Annotated in this window: 16 protein-coding genes; 10 read left to right on the forward strand and 6 right to left on the reverse strand. The window is 39.2% G+C overall.

The window, feature by feature from the left end:
- The 4 genes from mnmG to HME9304_RS07455 all read left to right on the forward strand — a co-directional run bounded on the left by mnmG (position 1) and on the right by HME9304_RS07455 (position 4,066).
- Entirely contained in the window at positions 1-1,869 is a 1,869-nt protein-coding gene (gene mnmG, locus HME9304_RS07440) for a tRNA uridine-5-carboxymethylaminomethyl(34) synthesis enzyme MnmG (RefSeq protein ID WP_112377984.1), read from the forward strand.
- A gap of 101 nt (positions 1,870-1,970) precedes the next feature.
- The gene (locus HME9304_RS07445; RefSeq protein ID WP_112377985.1) at positions 1,971-2,513 is read left to right on the forward strand and encodes a hypothetical protein; all 543 of its coding nucleotides are present in this window, start codon (positions 1,971-1,973) and stop codon (positions 2,511-2,513) included.
- Complete coding sequence (locus HME9304_RS07450; protein ID WP_112377986.1) at positions 2,491-3,321, forward strand: class I SAM-dependent methyltransferase; 831 nt, start codon at positions 2,491-2,493, stop codon at positions 3,319-3,321. The genes HME9304_RS07445 and HME9304_RS07450 overlap by 23 nt, the downstream gene beginning before the upstream one ends.
- A 238-nt stretch (positions 3,322-3,559) precedes the next feature.
- The gene (locus HME9304_RS07455; protein WP_112377987.1) at positions 3,560-4,066 is read left to right on the forward strand and encodes an OmpH/Skp family outer membrane protein; all 507 of its coding nucleotides are present in this window, start codon (positions 3,560-3,562) and stop codon (positions 4,064-4,066) included.
- Between the two features lie 97 nt (positions 4,067-4,163).
- On the opposite strand, the gene HME9304_RS07460 is transcribed toward HME9304_RS07455, so the two are convergent.
- Together HME9304_RS07460 and HME9304_RS07465 are read right to left on the reverse strand one after the other, a co-directional pair.
- Positions 4,164-4,559, reverse strand: a complete 396-nt coding sequence (locus HME9304_RS07460) for a DoxX family protein (protein WP_112377988.1) — start codon at positions 4,557-4,559, stop codon at positions 4,164-4,166.
- A gap of 10 nt (positions 4,560-4,569) precedes the next feature.
- On the reverse strand, positions 4,570-5,721 hold the full coding sequence (locus HME9304_RS07465; protein ID WP_112377989.1) for a DNA polymerase III subunit: 1,152 nt from the start codon (positions 5,719-5,721) through the stop codon (positions 4,570-4,572).
- Positions 5,722-5,852: 131 nt separating this feature from the next.
- Between HME9304_RS07465 and HME9304_RS07470 the strand changes: the two genes are divergently transcribed.
- The 4 genes from HME9304_RS07470 to HME9304_RS07485 all read left to right on the forward strand — a co-directional run bounded on the left by HME9304_RS07470 (position 5,853) and on the right by HME9304_RS07485 (position 10,309).
- The gene (locus tag HME9304_RS07470) at positions 5,853-7,043 is read left to right on the forward strand and encodes a phosphoglycerate kinase (RefSeq protein WP_112377990.1); all 1,191 of its coding nucleotides are present in this window, start codon (positions 5,853-5,855) and stop codon (positions 7,041-7,043) included.
- A 122-nt stretch (positions 7,044-7,165) separates the two neighbouring features.
- A complete protein-coding gene (locus HME9304_RS07475) occupies positions 7,166-8,797 on the forward strand; it encodes a lytic transglycosylase domain-containing protein (protein ID WP_112377991.1) in 1,632 nt (543 codons plus the stop codon).
- Between the two features lie 12 nt (positions 8,798-8,809).
- Complete coding sequence (locus tag HME9304_RS07480) at positions 8,810-9,811, forward strand: DUF4837 family protein (protein WP_112377992.1); 1,002 nt, start codon at positions 8,810-8,812, stop codon at positions 9,809-9,811.
- 6 nt (positions 9,812-9,817) lie between these two features.
- Positions 9,818-10,309: a hypothetical protein gene (locus HME9304_RS07485; protein ID WP_112377993.1), complete on the forward strand. Its 492-nt coding sequence runs from the start codon at positions 9,818-9,820 to the stop codon at positions 10,307-10,309.
- A 93-nt stretch (positions 10,310-10,402) separates the two neighbouring features.
- Here HME9304_RS07485 and HME9304_RS16950 read toward each other — a convergent pair whose 3' ends face one another.
- From HME9304_RS16950 to tatA, 4 genes are all read right to left on the reverse strand, one after another.
- Positions 10,403-10,573, reverse strand: a complete 171-nt coding sequence (locus HME9304_RS16950) for a DUF6747 family protein (RefSeq protein ID WP_164674796.1) — start codon at positions 10,571-10,573, stop codon at positions 10,403-10,405.
- A 1,004-nt stretch (positions 10,574-11,577) separates the two neighbouring features.
- Entirely contained in the window at positions 11,578-13,059 is a 1,482-nt protein-coding gene (locus HME9304_RS07490) for a BspA family leucine-rich repeat surface protein (protein ID WP_112377994.1), read from the reverse strand.
- An 832-nt stretch (positions 13,060-13,891) separates the two neighbouring features.
- Complete coding sequence (locus HME9304_RS07495; RefSeq protein ID WP_112377995.1) at positions 13,892-15,961, reverse strand: OmpA family protein; 2,070 nt, start codon at positions 15,959-15,961, stop codon at positions 13,892-13,894.
- Positions 15,962-16,165: 204 nt separating this feature from the next.
- Entirely contained in the window at positions 16,166-16,360 is a 195-nt protein-coding gene (gene tatA, locus HME9304_RS07500) for a twin-arginine translocase TatA/TatE family subunit (protein ID WP_112377996.1), read from the reverse strand.
- Positions 16,361-16,528: 168 nt separating this feature from the next.
- On the opposite strand from tatA, the gene HME9304_RS07505 reads away from it, so the two are divergent.
- The gene (locus HME9304_RS07505) at positions 16,529-17,398 is read left to right on the forward strand and encodes a M23 family metallopeptidase (protein ID WP_112377997.1); all 870 of its coding nucleotides are present in this window, start codon (positions 16,529-16,531) and stop codon (positions 17,396-17,398) included.
- On the forward strand, positions 17,399-18,898 hold the full coding sequence (locus HME9304_RS07510; RefSeq protein ID WP_112377998.1) for a GH3 family acyl-acid amido synthetase: 1,500 nt from the start codon (positions 17,399-17,401) through the stop codon (positions 18,896-18,898).
- Positions 18,899-18,926 lie beyond the last annotated feature (28 nt).

Genomic DNA, 18,926 nt, shown 5'->3' on the forward strand with positions numbered 1-18,926 from the left:
ATGTTTGAAAAAGAATATGATGTTATAGTTGTTGGTGGAGGTCATGCGGGTGCAGAAGCCGCGGCTGCTGCTGCAAATATGGGTTCTAAGACCTTATTGATCACCATGAATCTGCAGACCATCGGGCAAATGTCCTGCAACCCTGCTATGGGTGGAATAGCGAAAGGCCAAATTGTTCGTGAAATTGATGCGCTTGGAGGCTACAGCGGAATTATTACAGATAAATCCGCTATTCAATTTAAGATGTTGAACAAGTCAAAAGGACCGGCAATGTGGAGTCCACGAGCTCAAAATGATAGAATGCGTTTTGCTGAAGAATGGAGACTGGAATTGGAAAATACTCCAAACGTAGACTTTTATCAAGAAATGGTTTCAGGCCTTTTGGTAGAAGCTGACAAAGTTGTTGGCGTAAGAAGTTCGCTGGGTTTGGATATTAAAGCAAAAGCAGTTGTATTAACAAATGGAACATTTCTAAATGGATTGATTCATATAGGTGAAAAGCAATTTGGGGGAGGTCGTGCAGGTGAAAAAGCTGCAACAGGCATCACTGAACAACTGGTTGATTTTGGTTTTGATAGTGGAAGAATGAAAACAGGAACACCACCTCGTGTTGATGGCCGTTCTTTGGATTATGAGAAAATGATACCCCAGCCTGGAGATGAAAATCCAGAGAAATTTTCATATTTGGAAACTCCAATTTTAAAAACTCAACGCGATTGCCATATGACACATACAAGTGCTTTGGTTCATGATTTGTTGCGTGAAGGGTTTGATAGATCTCCAATGTTCAACGGTAGAATTAAAAGTATCGGCCCAAGGTATTGTCCTTCAATTGAAGATAAAATACACCGATTTGCAGATAAAGACTCACATCAAATATTTGTAGAGCCTGAGGGGTGGCATACAGTTGAGGTATATGTAAACGGATTCTCTACATCGCTTCCCGAAGACATACAATATAAGGCGCTGAAATCTGTAAAAGGTTTTGAAAATGTCAAATTTTTTAGAGCAGGCTATGCTATAGAATATGATTATTTTCCACCAACTCAATTAAAACATACACTGGAAACAAAGGTTATCAATAACCTCTATTTTGCTGGCCAAATTAACGGAACTACGGGTTATGAAGAAGCGGCTTCCCAAGGGTTAATGGCGGGTATAAATGCGCACTTAAAAATCAATGAACTGGAACCTTTTATTTTAAAAAGGGATGAAGCCTACATAGGTGTACTTATTGACGATCTAATAACAAAAGGCACAAAGGAACCATATAGAATGTTTACATCAAGAGCGGAGTATAGAACTTTGCTAAGGCAGGATAATGCGGATTTAAGGTTGACCCCAAAAGGTTTTGAAATTGGATTGGCAAAAGAAAAACGTCTTAAACGGATGGAAGAGAAGCAACAAAAGTCTAACGAATTTGTCAACTTTTTCAGAAAGACCAGTTTTAATCCTGAGGAAATGAACCCTATATTGGATTCGATTTCGTCTTCAAGAGTTAAACAGTCAGACAAACTTTTTAAAGTTTTTTCCAGACCAAAAGTGACAATTGACCACATGATGCAATTAGATGCAGTTTCTAATTTTGTAAGCAGCAATGATTATGACTCAGAAGTATTGGAACAAGCGGAGATACAAGTTAAATATTCTGGTTACATTGAAAAAGAAAAGAACAATGCAGATAAATTGCATCGATTGGAAAATGTAAGGATTCCAGAAAGTTTTGATTATTCTAGACTAAAATCATTGTCCTATGAGGCCAGGGAAAAGTTGGAAGCTATACGTCCAGTTACCATTTCGCAAGCTTCAAGAATAAGCGGCGTTTCACCGTCAGACATTAGTGTGTTGCTTGTCTTTTTAGGCAGGTAAACTTCGGATTTGTTCCACGTGGAACAAAAATTTTTCTATCGAAAACAGGGAATTTTGGTTTAATTTTTGATGCTATATCAAAAATCAACCTAGCACTTATAATGAAAGTATTAATCTTACTCCTTTCCTTTACACTGTTCATCTCGTGTATTCCAATAAGAATTGCACCAAAAATCAAAGACCATAAAATAACAAAGGGCAAAAGATTCAAAAGAGGGCTTCCCAAAAAGAACATGTTTATTTTTGAAGACCCTAAAAATGAGAATGAATTTTACAATTACATCAACACTAAATTCCAGCTCCAAGATTATTACGTAGACGTTGAAGTCCCATTTGAGATTGAAAATGAAAAATATTATTTCTCCTTTTACGAAGTAGAAATTCCAACCAAAACCATTAATTTACTTCCTTTAATGGTAGACGGTGTTCTAAGTCAAACTACGGATATGGATCTCATTCTTGAAGATGCTTATGCATCGAGAAAAGGAAATTGGTACATAGCAATTGAGGTTTTTAATAACTCTGAAAAGGATTGTCTACATGAAGATTCTAAATTTAGAATCAAGGTTTTACCTTATCTTGGGCAATTGAAGAAAGAGTATATGAATACGGTGAACTATAATGAAGTTGTTTTTAAGAACTAAAGACTTTTCTGTTTCAGGAGAATCCTTTGAGCTACATCACGATCAAAAGTTAGATATGTTGATTACAAAGCCTCAGCCTGAAGATTTGGACAGGTTTTACGAAAGTGAAACCTATATTTCCCATACGGATTCCAATAACGCTCTTTTCGACAGATTATACCAATGGGTTAAGCGCTATAGCATATCAAAAAAATTACAATTAATTGATAATCAGATAGATAAAAGAAAAACTTTACTGGATGTTGGTGCTGGAACAGGTGATTTCGTCAAACAAGCAAACGCAAGAGGCTTTGTGGTCGAAGGAATTGAGCCAAATGGTAAGGCTAGATCCAATGCAAGACAAAAGGGCGTTATACTTCATCCAAAATTAGGAGATATTGCGGATAGAAAATTTCAGATAATTACACTGTGGCATGTATTGGAGCATCTGCCAAATCTTAATGGACAAATAGAAAACCTCAATAATTTGCTCGAACCGAATGGAGTACTTTTCATAGCGGTCCCAAATTTTAAATCTCTCGACGCAGCCTATTACGGAAAGTATTGGGCAGCTTATGACGTACCCAGGCATCTATGGCATTTTTCAAAAAAAGCCATATCGAAAATTATCGACAATTATGGTTTAAAAGTTATTAAAGTAAAACCCATGCTTTTCGATGCTTTTTATGTATCCCTACTTTCTGAAAAATACAAGGGAAATAAATTATACTGGTTCAACGCATTTTTTATAGGACTTTGGTCAAATATCAGTGCATTCTTCTCAAAAGAGTATTCTTCCCATATTTATATTATTAAAAAGAGAGATTAATCATTTTCAGACGTTTTCTGAAGGGTTCGCACAGTATCTGATGCAATTATATTGTTTTTTGGAGAACCTAGCCATAATTAATGTTTTTGAAAATCAATCAAATAAGAGAAAACAATTTTAAATGTTTAATTAAATAGATATTATTTATATCCAACAATTTCCCTATTGGATTCACAAAAAGATTTCTGTGACCATTCAAAAAAGCTTTTCTATTTTTGCGCATCTTTAAAAATCAATCATGAAAAAAATTATAGTATTTGCAATAGCGATTTTCGCCATTTCCTGCCAACAAAATAAGATAGGCTATGTGGACAATGTTAAATTAATGGATGGCTATGCGGAGAAGGTGGATGTCGAAGCAAAGTTCAAAACGAAAGTAGACGCCCTTACCAAAAAAAGGGATAGTATTTCTCAAGCATTTCAATTAGAGCTTCAAGCGTTTCAGACCAAAGCTCAGAAGATGTCTCAAAAAAATGCACAAGAAGAGTATGGTCTTTTGCAACAAAGGGGACAGTTTGTAGGACAACAATTGCAGCAAGAGGAACAACAACTACAACAGGGCAGTCAAGTGGAAATGGATTCATTGGTGAATAAAGTAAAGAAGGAAATCCAAGCGTATGGTAAGGCCAATGGTTATACCTACATTCTTGGAGGTGGAGATGGTGGCGCCGTTCTATATGGCGAAGATGCTCAAAACCTAACGGATGAAGTTTTGAAAATCTTGAATGACAACTATAAGAAATAGTTTTGTAAAATTATCAAAAGAAAAAACCGCTCTTTAAAGCGGTTTTTTTATGCTCCAAATTTACTGATTGGTAGGTGATTTGAATTTTTATCCAGATTTATTGCAATAGATAAATCAAAAAGATAGTGGGGATAAAATAAATAACTATGGTTTTTGCGCCTTCGTAGTCTTTTGCAATACGTTGCCCGAACAATAACATCAAAAGGCTCAATGCGGAAAGAATTGCGCCGTAGAACCCGAGTTGACTTTCACCTTCCATGAAAAATTGAAAGGCTCCTATCAAGGATAAAATACCGGAAATCATTTCAAACAATAAAATGGTTCCTAACAATAAAGGAACCATACCTTTAAAAAATGTTTTTGAAAAATGGTCGGTAAGCCACCCAAGGTTACCTTTCCAGTCAATGATCTTATCAATACCACTCTGTAAAAAAGTAATCGCCAAAAATAAAAATAAAAGGATCTGTACTGCGTGGGTGGTTAAATTTTCCATAGCAAAAGTTTTAGGCCGCTTTGGTATGTAGCAGGCGAGTTAGTTTTATAGAGAGATCGGTAAAAATAATCTTGGAATTTCCATTACGCTCCACGTGAAAAATAGCTTTTTCCAACTCATCTACGATATCCAAAATATTATTTTCATGTACAAAGGGAGCAAACTTTTTCAAGTTGAAACCCGCCATATGAATCTTTGCATAGACCAAGCTTTCGGACCCGTAATTCAACAATAGCGACTGGCGCATCATGGTGAGGCAATAATTGAGAAAATGCTTTTGGACTTCCCTCCCGGTTTTTGCAACCTCATCGCTCCACATAACCAATTCCTGAATAGCGCTTTTATTCCCTTTTGCCTTAAAAGCACTTCTTACCCACTGAACAAACCAACGCTCAAAAACAAGGTCTTCAGAATCTTTGTTCAGCAAATCCAATGCCTTATTAAAGTTTCCGTTTGCTTCTTGCGCAATTAAAAGTGCTTCACCTGGAGAAACACCCTTGCCGATCAGTCCCTCGGTGATGGCATTTTCGCCTAATGGGGGAAAATGTAATAATTGGCAACGTGATTTAATAGTGTTTATAATTTGCTCTTCTTCCTCGGCGATCAGTAACAGAACAGTTTTTTCAGGTGGTTCTTCAATCAGTTTAAGCAGCTTGTTCGATGCAGAAATATTCATTTTCTCGGCCATCCATATCACCAACACCTTATAGCCGCCTTCATAAGATTTTAAAGCAAGTTTCTTTACAACATCCTGAGCTTCGTCCACACCAATTTGTCCCTGCTTTTTTTCGACCCCGATCAAGCGGTACCAATCGAAAAGGTTCCCATAGGGTTGTTCTTTTATAAACTGTCTCCAATTCTGCAAATAATGATTACTTACCGCATGGGATTTTACTTTGTCTGAATTGGCCACTGGAAACACAAAATGAAAGTCTGGGTGGGTTAGTGAATTGCATTTTGAATTACAAGCTGAGTTTTCCCCATCGTTTTCCCCATTCTTGTTTCCACAGAGCAAATATTGCGCGTAGGCTATGGCCATAGGCAAAGTGCCTGAACCCTCAGGTCCTATGAACAATTGCGCATGTGCTACTCTTCCAGAATCAGCAGTGGCCACTAAATGGTTTTTTATGTGCTCAAGCCCCAAAACATTCTTAAAAAGCATGTTTCAAAGATACATTTTTTAGGCTCTGTATACGGAAACTATTTTTTGTGAATAGCATAAAAATATGACTATTGTTATCCAAACAGAAAGCAGGAAATCTTTACATTTGGACTCACCTAAAATAGATACGGATGAAGACCATAGATGATTTTAACTTTGAAGAAAAAAAAGCATTGATACGCGTAGATTTCAATGTGCCTTTGGATGCTGATTTCAATGTAACCGATACCAGCAGGATAGAAGCAGCTAAGCCAACTATATTGAAAGTTTTGGAAGATGGGGGGTCCACCGTTTTAATGAGCCATTTGGGTAGGCCAAAAGGAAAGGCCAATCCAGATATGTCATTATCACATATTTGTGAAAAAGTGTCCGAGATTATAGGTGTTCAAGTCAAGTTTGTTGAAAATTGTGTAGGTGATGCTGCAACAGAAGCCGTATCTGGGCTGCAGGATGGAGAAGTGCTGTTATTGGAAAATCTTCGATTTCATGCCGAAGAAGAAGCTGGCGATGAAATTTTTGCCGAAAAACTCTCCAAACACGGTGATATTTATATAAACGATGCATTTGGAACGGCGCACAGGGCACACGCTTCCACAACAATCGTTGCAAACTATTTTCCAGAAAAAAAATGTTTTGGATACCTTCTTGCCAAGGAAATCAAGGCTATAGAGAAAGTGATGCAAACAGGCGAAAAACCAGTAACCGCTATCTTGGGGGGCGCAAAGGTTTCATCTAAAATTACAATTATAGAGAACATTTTGGATAAGGTAGACAACCTGATTATCGGCGGCGGTATGACCTATACCTTTGTAAAAGCAAAAGGAGGCAATGTAGGGGATTCCATCTGCGAAGATGACAAAATGGATTTGGCATTGGATATTTTAAAACAAGCCGAAGCAAAAGGCGTGAAAATTCATTTACCGGTCGATGTTTTGGCCGCAGACGCTTTCGACAACGAAGCAAACACCCAAGTTGTCAAAGTTGATGAAATCCCGGACGGATGGCAGGGTCTTGATGCAGGCACACAAACGCTTGAACTTTTTAAACAAGTAATCTTGGAATCAAAGACCATTCTTTGGAATGGCCCGGTTGGAGTTTTTGAAATGGAGAATTTTGCGAAAGGAACGATTTCTGTAGGGAATTTTGTTGACGAAGCCACACAAAAGGGAGCTTTTTCCCTTGTAGGTGGAGGCGATTCGGTAGCTGCAGTGAAGCAATTTGGCTTTGAGGATAAAGTAAGTTATGTCTCTACTGGCGGAGGGGCTATGTTAGAAAGTCTGGAAGGAAAAACACTGCCGGGTATTGCTGCAATAATGGACTAATGTATACGTTATGATTTAGTAGGAGAAACCTTATCCATGACCATGTTTTTGGACGAAAATTTTACTATTTCGAAAAAAAACACCATTTTAGTTTGTCCCAAAAAATCAAACATTGTCCAAAAATGATTCAAAACATAAAGATAGCCCTAATACTATCACTTTTTCTATCCGCACCACTTCTTGTAGCACAAGAAATACAAACTGATTCTTCAGAAAAAGAAACGATATCTTTAAAGCGGGATTCCCTATCAGAACAACCATTAAAACCTCTCAATCTAGAAGCTGAAAAAAGCCAGATAGAGGGTAACAGGTTAATAATTACCGAAAACCAAAAGGGAGAATTTCAATTAAAAGATCTAGAAGAGGCTAGAAAATATGATAGTCTTTGGTTAAAGGAGCTACATGCCAGTGCACAATTGTTCAGTGAAATGGCTTTGGAGATACAGAACCAACCAATTACAGAAGACGAGGAAATCACATTGGTTGATTTACCTACCGATACGCTTAAAGCAAGGTTGGCTATTTTGGATGAAAAAACCCCCTTTAATATAGCCTATAACTCATCTTTGGAAAGTGTCATCAAATCTTTTTTGGTCAGGAAAAGAGATTTAATGCAACGAATGCTTACTGCCAGCCAATTTTATTTTCCTCTTTTTGAACAAGAACTGGACAATCATGATGTTCCTTTAGAAATAAAATATTTGGCCATTATAGAATCAGCATTAAATCCAAGGGCAAAATCCAGGGTTGGTGCAAAAGGGCTATGGCAATTTATGTACAGTACGGGCAAAATGTACAATTTGGATGTAAGCAGTTACGTAGATGAACGGCACGATCCCATATTGGCCACCAAAGCTGCAAGCAAATACCTTTACAAACTCCATAGTATTTTTAATGATTGGGACTTGGCGCTCGCCGCCTATAATTCAGGACCCGGCAATGTAAATAAGGCCATAAGAAGATCTGGTGGGTATAAAAATTACTGGAATATCAGAAGGAATCTTCCACGCGAAACAGCAGGCTATCTACCGGCATTTTTGGCGACGATGTACATTTTTGAGTATGCAGAAGAACATGGATTACAATATAAAAAAGCCGATAGACCCTATTTTGAAACGGATACGGTTCATGTAAAAAATTTGATTACGTTCGATCAAATATCCAAATTAGTGGATATAAGCACAGAAGAGCTTGAAATGCTGAACCCAGCGTATAAACTAAATATTATTCCAAAAATAAAGGGAAAATCCTATGCACTCAGGCTGCCGGTAACCAAAATTGGAAAATTTGTGAGCAATGAAGAGGCAATCTACGCCTATGCCAAAAAAGAGTTGGATTCCTTAGAGAAACCACTTCCCCAAATGGTGCAAACTAAAAACCAAATTCGATATAAAGTCAGAAGCGGGGACTACTTGGGAAGAATAGCAGAGCGATACGGCGTAGGTGTCAGTCAGATAAAAAGGTGGAACGGATTGCGCAGCAACAATCTAAGGGTTGGACAACGACTTACTATTTATCCAAGAAAACCTTACGTTGCCAAAACGGTGGTAGCAAAAACCAAAACATCAAAACCCGTTTCTGGAGCATTGGCAAGCGGGTCAAAAACACACACAGTTAAAGAAGGGGATTCCCTATGGACTATTTCAAGAAAATATCCTGGAATTTCCATAGATAATTTACGAGAATGGAACGGTCTTAGTGGTAATAACCTAAAACCGGGCACAAAGCTTAAATTGTGCAATTGTTCTTCGTAAATTTACTTTAAGATGAAAAAAATAGGAACACTGTTGACCACCATTCTTCTACTGGTGGTTTTGTCATGTAAAGATTCTGGACCAAAAGAACGTTTTCTACCCCCATCTACTGGTGGTATCAATTCTTTGATGGTAGTGATGGATACCGAACTCTGGAAAGGTGGGATTGGAGATAAGATAAGGGAACATTTTGCCGCACCTGTATTGGGACTGCCGCAAAGAGAACCTAAGTTTACGATCACCCAGGTTCCCCCGCAAGTATTTAAAGGGGCTACAGCCTATTCAAGGTCGGTACTATTTGTAGATCAGGACACGCTCTCACTGGCCCATATAAAGGCTGATGTTTATGCCAAACCCCAACGAATAGCCATAATCAAAGGAGAAACGTACAATGAATTGGCAGGTAATCTGGACTCACTTGCAGATAAAGCCATATCCTCTTTTAAACAAGTGGAGATTGCCGAAGCACAGAAAAGGTTTAAGCGCTCTTTGAACAAGGATGCTGCTTTGCAGGAAGAGTTTGGCATAGATCTGAAAATACCATCACTGTACAAAGTGGGCAGGCGGGAAAAGAATTTTGTATGGATGGACATACAGATTCCCAAGGGTACCATGAACATTGTAGCCTATCAATTGCCTTGGAATACTTTTGACAATGATTCAACTTTTGTTAGTGACATTGTTAAGATACGGGATTCAATAGGAAAAAAATTTATTCCCGGACCCTATGAAAACACGTTCATGGTTACGGAAAAAGCTTTTGCGCCCTACGTTTTTCCTGCAGAAATTGGAGGGAAGAAAGCAGCAGAGGTAAAAGGAATCTGGGAAATTAACGGATATCCTATGGCCGGTCCTTTCTTGACCTACATTATCAACGACAAAGAAAATGACAGAAAACTTGTTTTGGAAGGATTTACCTTTGCCCCTTCTGCCGAAAAACGGGATTATATGTTTGAACTGGAAGCCATATTGAGAACCATCAGTTTTAATAGCGCACCAGAAAAATTACAATAATCCATAATGCACTTTAGGTTTAAAGAGGAACAGCGTTTTAACCAATGGTGGGTCTGGATAATTTTAATGGGAATTATACTCTTCACGGGTTATGGAATCTTTAAACAAGTGGTTCTGAAAGAACCGTTCGGGAACAATCCCATGTCCGACCTTGGACTTTATCTTTTCGCATTGGCAATGTTAGGATTGACAGCGTGGTTTTATTGTATAAAACTTAGTACAAAAATTGACCAAAATGAAATTAGTATTCGGTTTGCCCCTTTTGTCAATAGAACGGTATCATGGAAAGATGTGAAGTCCGCAAAAGTCATCAACTATGGTTTTGTTGGGGGGTGGGGAATGCGACTATGGACGCGCTATGGAACTGTCTATAATGTAAAAGGAAACAAGGGGCTTTCCCTACAATTGAAGAATGGAGAAAAGTTCTTGGTTGGCACACAAAAAGAAAAGGAGTTGGCCAAAGTAATTGAAAGTCTTGGTTTTTCATCTGCTTCCTGAAAGCGAGACTATTTTGAAAACTTTTATTAAACGAAAAGCCCAGTTAAAATAACCGGGCTTTTCGTTTAAACTGAAATCAGGACTTAGAAATGATCAACCAAAAGCAAACCCTGTTGAAATTCTATATACAAAAGCATAGAGCATGATAAAGAACATAGCGAAACTGAACCATGCAAAAATTTTAAAATATTTTTCAACCACAAAATGCCCTAGATTCCTAAAACCTTCTAGATATATTTCTTTTACAAGTAATAAATTTTTCATATTTCGTAACTTTTAGATTTAAAGACAAGGCAAAGATTGGAATTTACTGCCTTGACCAAAAAACTATGGGATGAACCGCTCAAAAATTTGATGAAAATTATAGGGATTTTATAAAAATCTATGAAGTAAAAGGTTTTTCCGATAAAATACGCAGATCAATTACAACATATGTGCATTACAATCGTTCAGTAGGCTTTTTTGGTTCAAAAAAACCCCGGCCATTGGCCGGGGGAATCAACTTTATAAACAACTATATGAAAAGATTGGTACTATAGATGACAAGAAAGAAAGAAATCTACATTAAAAAGGATAACGATCAACGAATGGCCCTTTTGAATTGACGGATGAAGGTAAATTAGATGTTTGGACTATAAAACGGCTAAAAATTTTAAGTATAGGCCATGAAATTGAGCTTTGAGCGAAATGAAAAAAAACGATAGACCGAAGACTGAAACTAATTACGATTTTAGAATTACGAATTAGAAAATTCTTGATTCCTGACTCCGATTATCCAATAATCCAATTATCAAAATGCGAAACGTGAAAACTAAAGACTAATCACCAATGACGGATGACAGGAGACCGAAGGTTCGGGAACGTGAACCAAGAACCAGGAACAAGGACAAAAGAGGATAGACAAGAGACAAAAGACTGAAACGAATTACGAATTGGGAAATTCTTGATTCCTGACTCCGATTATCCAATTATCCAAATTCGAAAAACGAAAACTAAAGACTAATCACCAATGACGGGTGACAGGAGACCCAAGTTTCGGGAACCTGAACCAAGAACCAGGAACAAGGACAAAAGAGGATAGACAAGAGACAAAAGACCTAAGACTGAAACGATTTACGATTTTGGAATTACGAATTGGGAAATTTTTGATTCCAACCATCCAACTATCCGCCAATCCAACGGTCCAACCTAAAAAAAACCGCCCCTCGGCATATTGCCAAAGAGCGGTGCATTTATCAAATATATGCTGAACGTTCTAAAACGATTTTTTAATTACAGTCGACACTGCCATTATCGTCAATTGTCCATGTATTTTGACCTATTAGAACAGTCTTCGCGGTCAGGGTCGCCGGATTATTACAAAATGTAAGCCCCACCGCTCCCAACTCAATATTGTCAGGTATGTTTTTTTCGCCGTTACTGGACCAACCGATCAGGGTGGCGCTATAGTTCTCCGGGCTCATGCCGGAACCGCTCAGCATTCCTCCCATATCGGTTACCTTGGAAATGTTCCAACCGCCAAGGTCCTGATCAAAAGCTGGGGCATTATTAAACATGCTACTCATATTTGTAATATTGCCCGTGTCCCATCCGCTTATATCACCGTTGAAAGAGGTTGCAGAAGCGAACATAATCATCATATTAGTTATGCCGCTTACGTCCCATCCACTAAGGTCACCGTTGAAATTGGTACAATCAGCAAACATAACGCCCATGTCGGTCACTTGGGAAAGGTCCGGAACGTCCGTGGCATTATACTCCATTTTGGAGCATGCAATAAAAGCTTGACGGAACGATTTCCAAGCGATATCGCCCCATTGCTCTATACTGGCCAGGCGTTTTCGTATATTCAATTCTATCATTGAATTTTGTATTGCTGGGAACTGTCCCTTGATGGCCACGGTATAGGTGCCCGCCGCAACATATACGTGCGATTGTTGATCAGCTGTTGCAATATCCTCTACCGTTCCGTCGCCCCAGTCGATTTTGTAGTCATAGGTGAAGAGATTATTGGGCGCAATTATTATTTCCTGCCCGTCCGCATCGGTCTTCCATGTGGTTATAAAGGAAGCGGGGTCCTCGGCGAGGCTCTCGGCCACGTTCTCCACGTTGATGTTCACGCCCGCTTCCACAGTTTCCACACCGTCGGTCACGCTCACCGTTATGCTGTGCAGCGTAGCGGTCTCAAAATCGAGGTTCTTGCCATCGGCAAGGCTTATCTCGCCATCACCGCCGATCGTGAACAGGTCGCTGTCGTTCTCCACGATGGCAAAGGTGAGCTCGTCGCCGTCCGGATCGGTGGCACCTATGTTGCCCACTGTCACGGCATCCTCCGGCACGCTGAACGCCTTTACGCCCACAACGGGCGCGGAGTTCACGTTGGTGACGTTTATGGTTATCTGTGCGGAGGCATCGTCCTCCCCGTCGCTCACGCCCACGGTGATCACGTGCGAGGCCGCGAGGCCAAAGTCCAGGCTCTTGCCACTGGCAAGGCTGATCGAGCCCGTTGTGGCGGCAATCTCGAACAGGTCGCCGCTGTTGGCGACGATGGCAAAGGCAAGGGCGTCCCCATCGGGGTCGGTAGCCTTCACGGTGCCTATGGCCTGGGTATCGGAAATGCCCTCGGAGGCGGTAAAGGCCTGTGCGCTCATCGTGGGCGCGCCGTTGGTAGTCGTTGGGCCGTCGTCCTTGCCGCAGGAGAACAGTGCCAGTGCAAAAAGTGCAGTGAAAAATACGTTCTGTAATTTCATGATGTTGTCTTGTTTGTAAAAGTTATTGTTCAAGGTTGTAAGTTGGCGATTGTTGCCCAAAGAGCGGGCGGGCGATCCACGGATACGGGCCCGTGGTTGACGGATGGGGCGTTTGGGTTGACGGGATGTTGGGAGACCGAAGGTTCGGGAAGGTGAACCAGGAACCAGGAACAAGGACCAAAGAGGATAGACAAAAGACTGAAACGAAGTACGATTTTGGAATTACGAAGTGAGAATTTCTTGATTCCTGACTCCAATAATCTAAATGCGAAAACTAAAGACTAATCACCAATGACGGGTGACAGGAGACCCAAGGTTCGGGAACCTGAACCAAGAACCAGGAACAAGACTGGAGAGGATAGAGGAGAGACGAAAGACTAAAAAGAATTACGATTTTGGAATCACGAAGTGGGAAATTTTTGATTACTGACTCCAATAATCCAATGATCTAAATGCGAAATGTGAAAACTAAAGACTAATCACCAATGTCGGGTGGCAGGAGACCGAAGGTTCGGGAACGTGAACCAAGAACCAGGAACCAGGAAAAAGACTGGAGAGGATAGAGGATAGACGAAAGAATAAAAAGAATTACGATTTTGGAATTACGAAGTGTGAAGTTCTCGATTAACGATTCCTAACTATTGGTCCTTAACCCTTGAACTTTAACCCTTGGCCTTTAGCCTTTAACCCCTAAATCCTAGCTCCTGATCCCTAAATTCCAACTATCTAGCAGCTCTAAGTGCTTACTTCCAAGTTTTAGATTTTGAATTATTTGATAGTTGCGGGTGACGTCTCTTTCTCTTCTCTATTTTCTGATTTCCTAACACTTAACTTACATCTCTACGATAATAAACTCCGAACGTCTATTTTGTCTGTGTTTGGTGCTGGCGCATCTTGTTCCGTCCGCACAATCGTTCAACAACTGTTCCTCACCATAACCTATCGCACTTTGAATTCGTGATTCATCGATACCTTGGGAAACTATGTAGTCCTTAGTAGAGGCAGCACGCTTATTTGAAAGGTACTTGTTGTAATTGCTATCCCCAATGGCATCGGTATGGGATTCAATTTTAATGACCATTTCAGGATATTCCTTCATGACCTCAACAAGTTTGTCCAGTTCTGCCGCCGCTGCCGACTTAATGTTGAACCTGTCAAAATCAAAATAAATAGCTTCCGTCTCCAATTTTAGCGTCCCTTTTTCCTCAGCGATCATTTTGTTCAATGGCTTTAAGGACTGATTAATGGTGACGCTTTCATTGTTTCTGGTCGAAATTTTAGTGCTTATATCAGAAAAGCTTTCTTTTATGGTATTGATGGTATATGTGGAAGAAGGATCGAGATTTTCAAAAGTAAAGCTGCCATCGGATGCCGTCTCTGTTTCGGCTACCCAAACGTTATTTTCATCAATCAATGTTACGGTTGCATTGGCAAGAGGTTCTTCTGTTTCCAAATCGTCAACGATTCCGGAAATCGCATTTAAATTGATGATGTTTTTAAAAGAATAGATATCATCATCTCCCTTGCCCCCTTCTCTGTTTGATGCAAAATAGCCTTTTTGGCCATCTTCATCTATGATATAGGAAAAATCGTCCCTTGTACTATTGATCGGAGTGCCCAGATTGGTGGCTACGCCAAAAAGGCCGTTGGCTTGATCGGCCTTGTAAACATCCAGTCCTCCAACACCCATGGCCCTATCCGAAGAAAAGTAAAGGGCATTTTCAGTGATGTAGGGAAACATTTCTTTTTTATCGGTATTGATATTCCTACCCAAGTTTTTGGGTTCTGAGAATGTACCGTCTTTTAGAATATCCACTACGTAAACATCTGTAAATCCGAAACCGCCCGGTCTATCGGAGACAAAATACATTCTTTTGCCATCTGGACTTATAGCTGGATGGCCATTGGAAAAATTTTCACTGTTAAAAGATACTTCCTTCGCCTCTGTCCATTCATCTTCAATAAGTTCCGCTCTATAGATTTTTAAATGGTTGATGCCCTTTTTTCCACGCTTTAACTTTTTTCCATAATTGTTCCTGGTAAAATAGATGGTTTTCTGGTCGGGTGAAAATGCTACAGAAGCTTCGTGATATTTTGTGTTCAAATTTTTGGAGAATTTTTTTGAACCGGTCAAATCTTGATTGGCATCACTTTTCTTGGCAACATAAAGGTCAAGAAAGGGTTGGTTGTTCCACTTGTACCTTCGTGTAGTCAAAAAAGAGGTGTCCATGGAAGATGAAAATACAATTTCGTCTTTGTTATGAAACATAGGGGAAAAATCGGCATACACTGAATTGATCGCCAAGTTTTTGATTTCTACGGTACCGCCGCTCAACGATTTGATTTCCCGTTCAATTTCCTTTTCGGACACTTCCCTTTTTTCCTTGAATATCTTGTCAAGTTTTGCAGCTTTCCTGTAACGACCAGTACCTTTTAGTGAATGCGCATATTTAAAAAAAATCTCATCGGTAACGTCCTTTTCATAAGAATTATATAACTCATCATACCATTTATGGGCCTTCTCAAGATTACGGTTGTAATAGTGGGAATCACCTGCCCTTAAAAGCAGTTTAAAACTATGTTTTGCATTTCTTTTTTCCAATACCATGTCATAAAGCCTAGCTGCTTCGGCATACCAGAATTTATCAAAATACGCATCGGCCTGTTTGATCAATCTGGCAGTGGTTCCGTTTTCTAAAGTGTACTCTTTACGTTTGCTTTTATTGGTTTTAGAATAATGGGCTGTAGTAGATTTTTTATTTGTGGGCACATCATCAGAGAATATTGTATCCTCTTCAAATTCTATATAGGAAAGCATCTGGGCATTTAGGCCCGTAGCAAAAACAAATAGCAGGATCAAGATAAGTCTCTTAAGAATCACTCCTTCTGTTGAGGTCGTCATCCGGTGGATTTATTGAACATTGAGCGAGAATGCCCAATGCTGGTTTAAGACGCTAAAATAAGGTATGATGGGAGCTCCTATAATTTTTTGTTGTGAAAGAAGCTATTTGTGGCATGTAGACATGAAAAATGTTGTTCTTAAAAACATACATTTTTGAACAGGAAGCATTTGTATAGGAAACATCAAAAAAAAGGTCAAGCCAAATTAGGCGTCAGATTCTTTTCCGCCTTCCAGTTTTTCCTCTTCTTTGGAAGCATCCTTAAATTCTTTTATACCACTTCCCAGACCTCTCATAAGTTCAGGAATTTTTTTGCCTCCGAACAGCAAAAGTACAACAAGGACTATAAGTACAATTTGCCAAGGGCCGAGCATACCAAGAAAAATAGTTTGAGCAATCATAACAACATGCCTTTATAAATGAAGGGTAAAATTACTAAAAAGAACCTAAAGGCTCTACGTATTAACGAAAATTAGCTGTTAAGATTGTTTCAGATATATATTTATGGCCCTATTACATTTTAAAAAGCTTAACAGCTAAATTAAAATCTAAAGTTATCTTTGTTGATTATGGCAAAGGACAAAAGAAAGAGAAAAGAGATAAAGCGCAAGTTATTGCATAAATATCGTCTGGTCATTCTCAACGAAAACACCTTTGAAGAAAAGATTTCTTTTAAACTTAGCAGGCTCAATGTTTTCGTAACGGGAACCCTTTTTATTATTGTACTGATAGGGTTAACGACCCTCTTCATTGCTTTTACGCCGTTACGGGAATATATTCCGGGCTATTCATCAACACGTTTAAAAAGACAGGCAACGGAACTTACCTACAAAACTGACTCATTGGTGACCGTGCTCAGCTATACCAATAGATATTTAGATAATGTAAGGTCGGTATTGCGCGGGGACATCGAAAATAATGAGATGAACAGGGATTCGCTTTTTGAAAAGTACAAGCTGGACCCATCTACTGTTGATTTGACACCGATACGTGAGGATTTACTTTTGCGCGAAGAGGTTGAGCTTGAAGATAAGTACAATCTTTTTGAGAGAAATGTGGACAATATTGAATCGTTATTGTTTTCTCCGATAAACGGAACGGTTACCCAAGAGTTTGATTTGAAGAACAAACACTATGCTGTAGACGTGGTCGCTCCCAAAGATTCTCCTGTAAAATCCATAGGAAACGGTGTTGTACTTTTTTCAGAATGGACAACAGAAACAGGTTACGTAATAATTATTGAGCATAAAGACAATTTGACCTCTGTATACAAACATAATGGCTCACTCACCAAATCCCAGGGTGATTTGGTGAGGGCCGGTGAAGTTATTGCATCCATAGGGAATACGGGGGAGTTGACCACTGGACCGCACCTACATTTTGAACTCTGGAGCAACGGTAAACCGGTAAACCCTTTAAACTATATAGATTTTAAATAAATGTCCTTAAAAGCCTTCGCCGCCAGACTTTTTGCTAAATACACTGCTAGAAAAACGGCGAAATGGATGAACGACCCCATTAATGCCCAACAAAGGCTTTTTGAATACTTGATACGTTCGGCAGAGCCTACGCAATTTGGAAAAGATCATGAATTTACTGGGATAAAAACCCATAAAGATTTTATCGAAAAGGTGCCTGTTAGGGATTATGAAGATTTAAAAAACTATATAGAGGATATAATCAACAAAAAAGAGAATGTGCTGTGGCCCGGTAAGCCCATTTACCTCGCAAAAACATCGGGCACCACATCCGGGGCCAAATACATACCCATTACAAATGAATCGATAAAACACCAAGTTGAGGCCTCCCGCAATGCTATTCTCAATTATATTCATGAAACGGGGAATGCCGATTTTGTGGACGGGAAAATGATTTTTCTACAGGGCAGTCCTATTTTAGAAGACAAGGGAGGCATTAAATTGGGAAGGCTCTCAGGTATTTCCGCCCACTATGTTCCTAACTATCTACAAAAAAACAGATTGCCCAGCTGGAAGACCAATTGTATAGAAGACTGGGAGACCAAGGTTGAGAAAATAGTAGAAGAGACCAAAAAAGAAAACATGACCGTTATTGCGGGAATACCCTCATGGGTCCAAATGTATTTTGAAAAGCTCAATAAAAAATCGGGTAAAAAAGTCGGTGAACTTTTTAAGAACTTTCAGCTTTTTATATATGGGGGTGTAAATTACGAACCATATCGCGCCAAGTTCGAAGACCTGATCGGTAGAAAAGTAGACAGTATAGAACTTTTTCCGGCAAGCGAGGGTTTTTTTGCATATCAAAATTCCCAAAAAGATGATGGAATGCTCCTTTTGCTCAATTCCGGAATATTTTATGAATTTATAAAGGCAGATGAATTTTTTACAGAAAACCCCAAAAGGTTGACAATTGCGGAAGTTGAGCTAAATATAGATTATGTGATGATCATTTCCACCAATGCAGGACTTTGGGCGTATAATTTAGGAGATACCGTTCGGTTTATTTCAAATAGTCCTTTTAAGATTATTGTTTCCGGCAGAATTAAACATTTTATTTCCGCCTTTGGGGAACATGTGATTGCCAAAGAAGTGGAAGAAGCCTTAAAGCTTGCCGTGACCAAAACGGATGCTATTGTTAACGAGTTTACGGTTGCGCCTCAAACATCACCAGAAAACAACGAGCTTCCATATCACGAATGGTTTATAGAATTTGAAAAGGCTCCATCCATTATGGATGATTTTTCAAATTTTATAGAAAAAAGTATGCAAGAGCAGAACAGTTATTATCTGGATTTGATTGAAGGGAATATTCTACAACCATTAAAGATTACCCAAATACAATTGGGTGGCTTCAAAAACTACATGAGGTTTATGGGAAAATTGGGTGGTCAGAATAAAGTTCAGCGTTTATCCAATGATAGAAAAGTTGCCAATGGCCTAAAAGATTTTAAAGCCGACTAACTTAAATTCTCTTCAACTTTCATTGGAA

Source organism: Flagellimonas maritima (genome assembly GCF_003269425.1).
In the GTDB taxonomy this organism is placed as follows: Bacteria; Bacteroidota; Bacteroidia; order Flavobacteriales; family Flavobacteriaceae; genus Flagellimonas; species Flagellimonas maritima.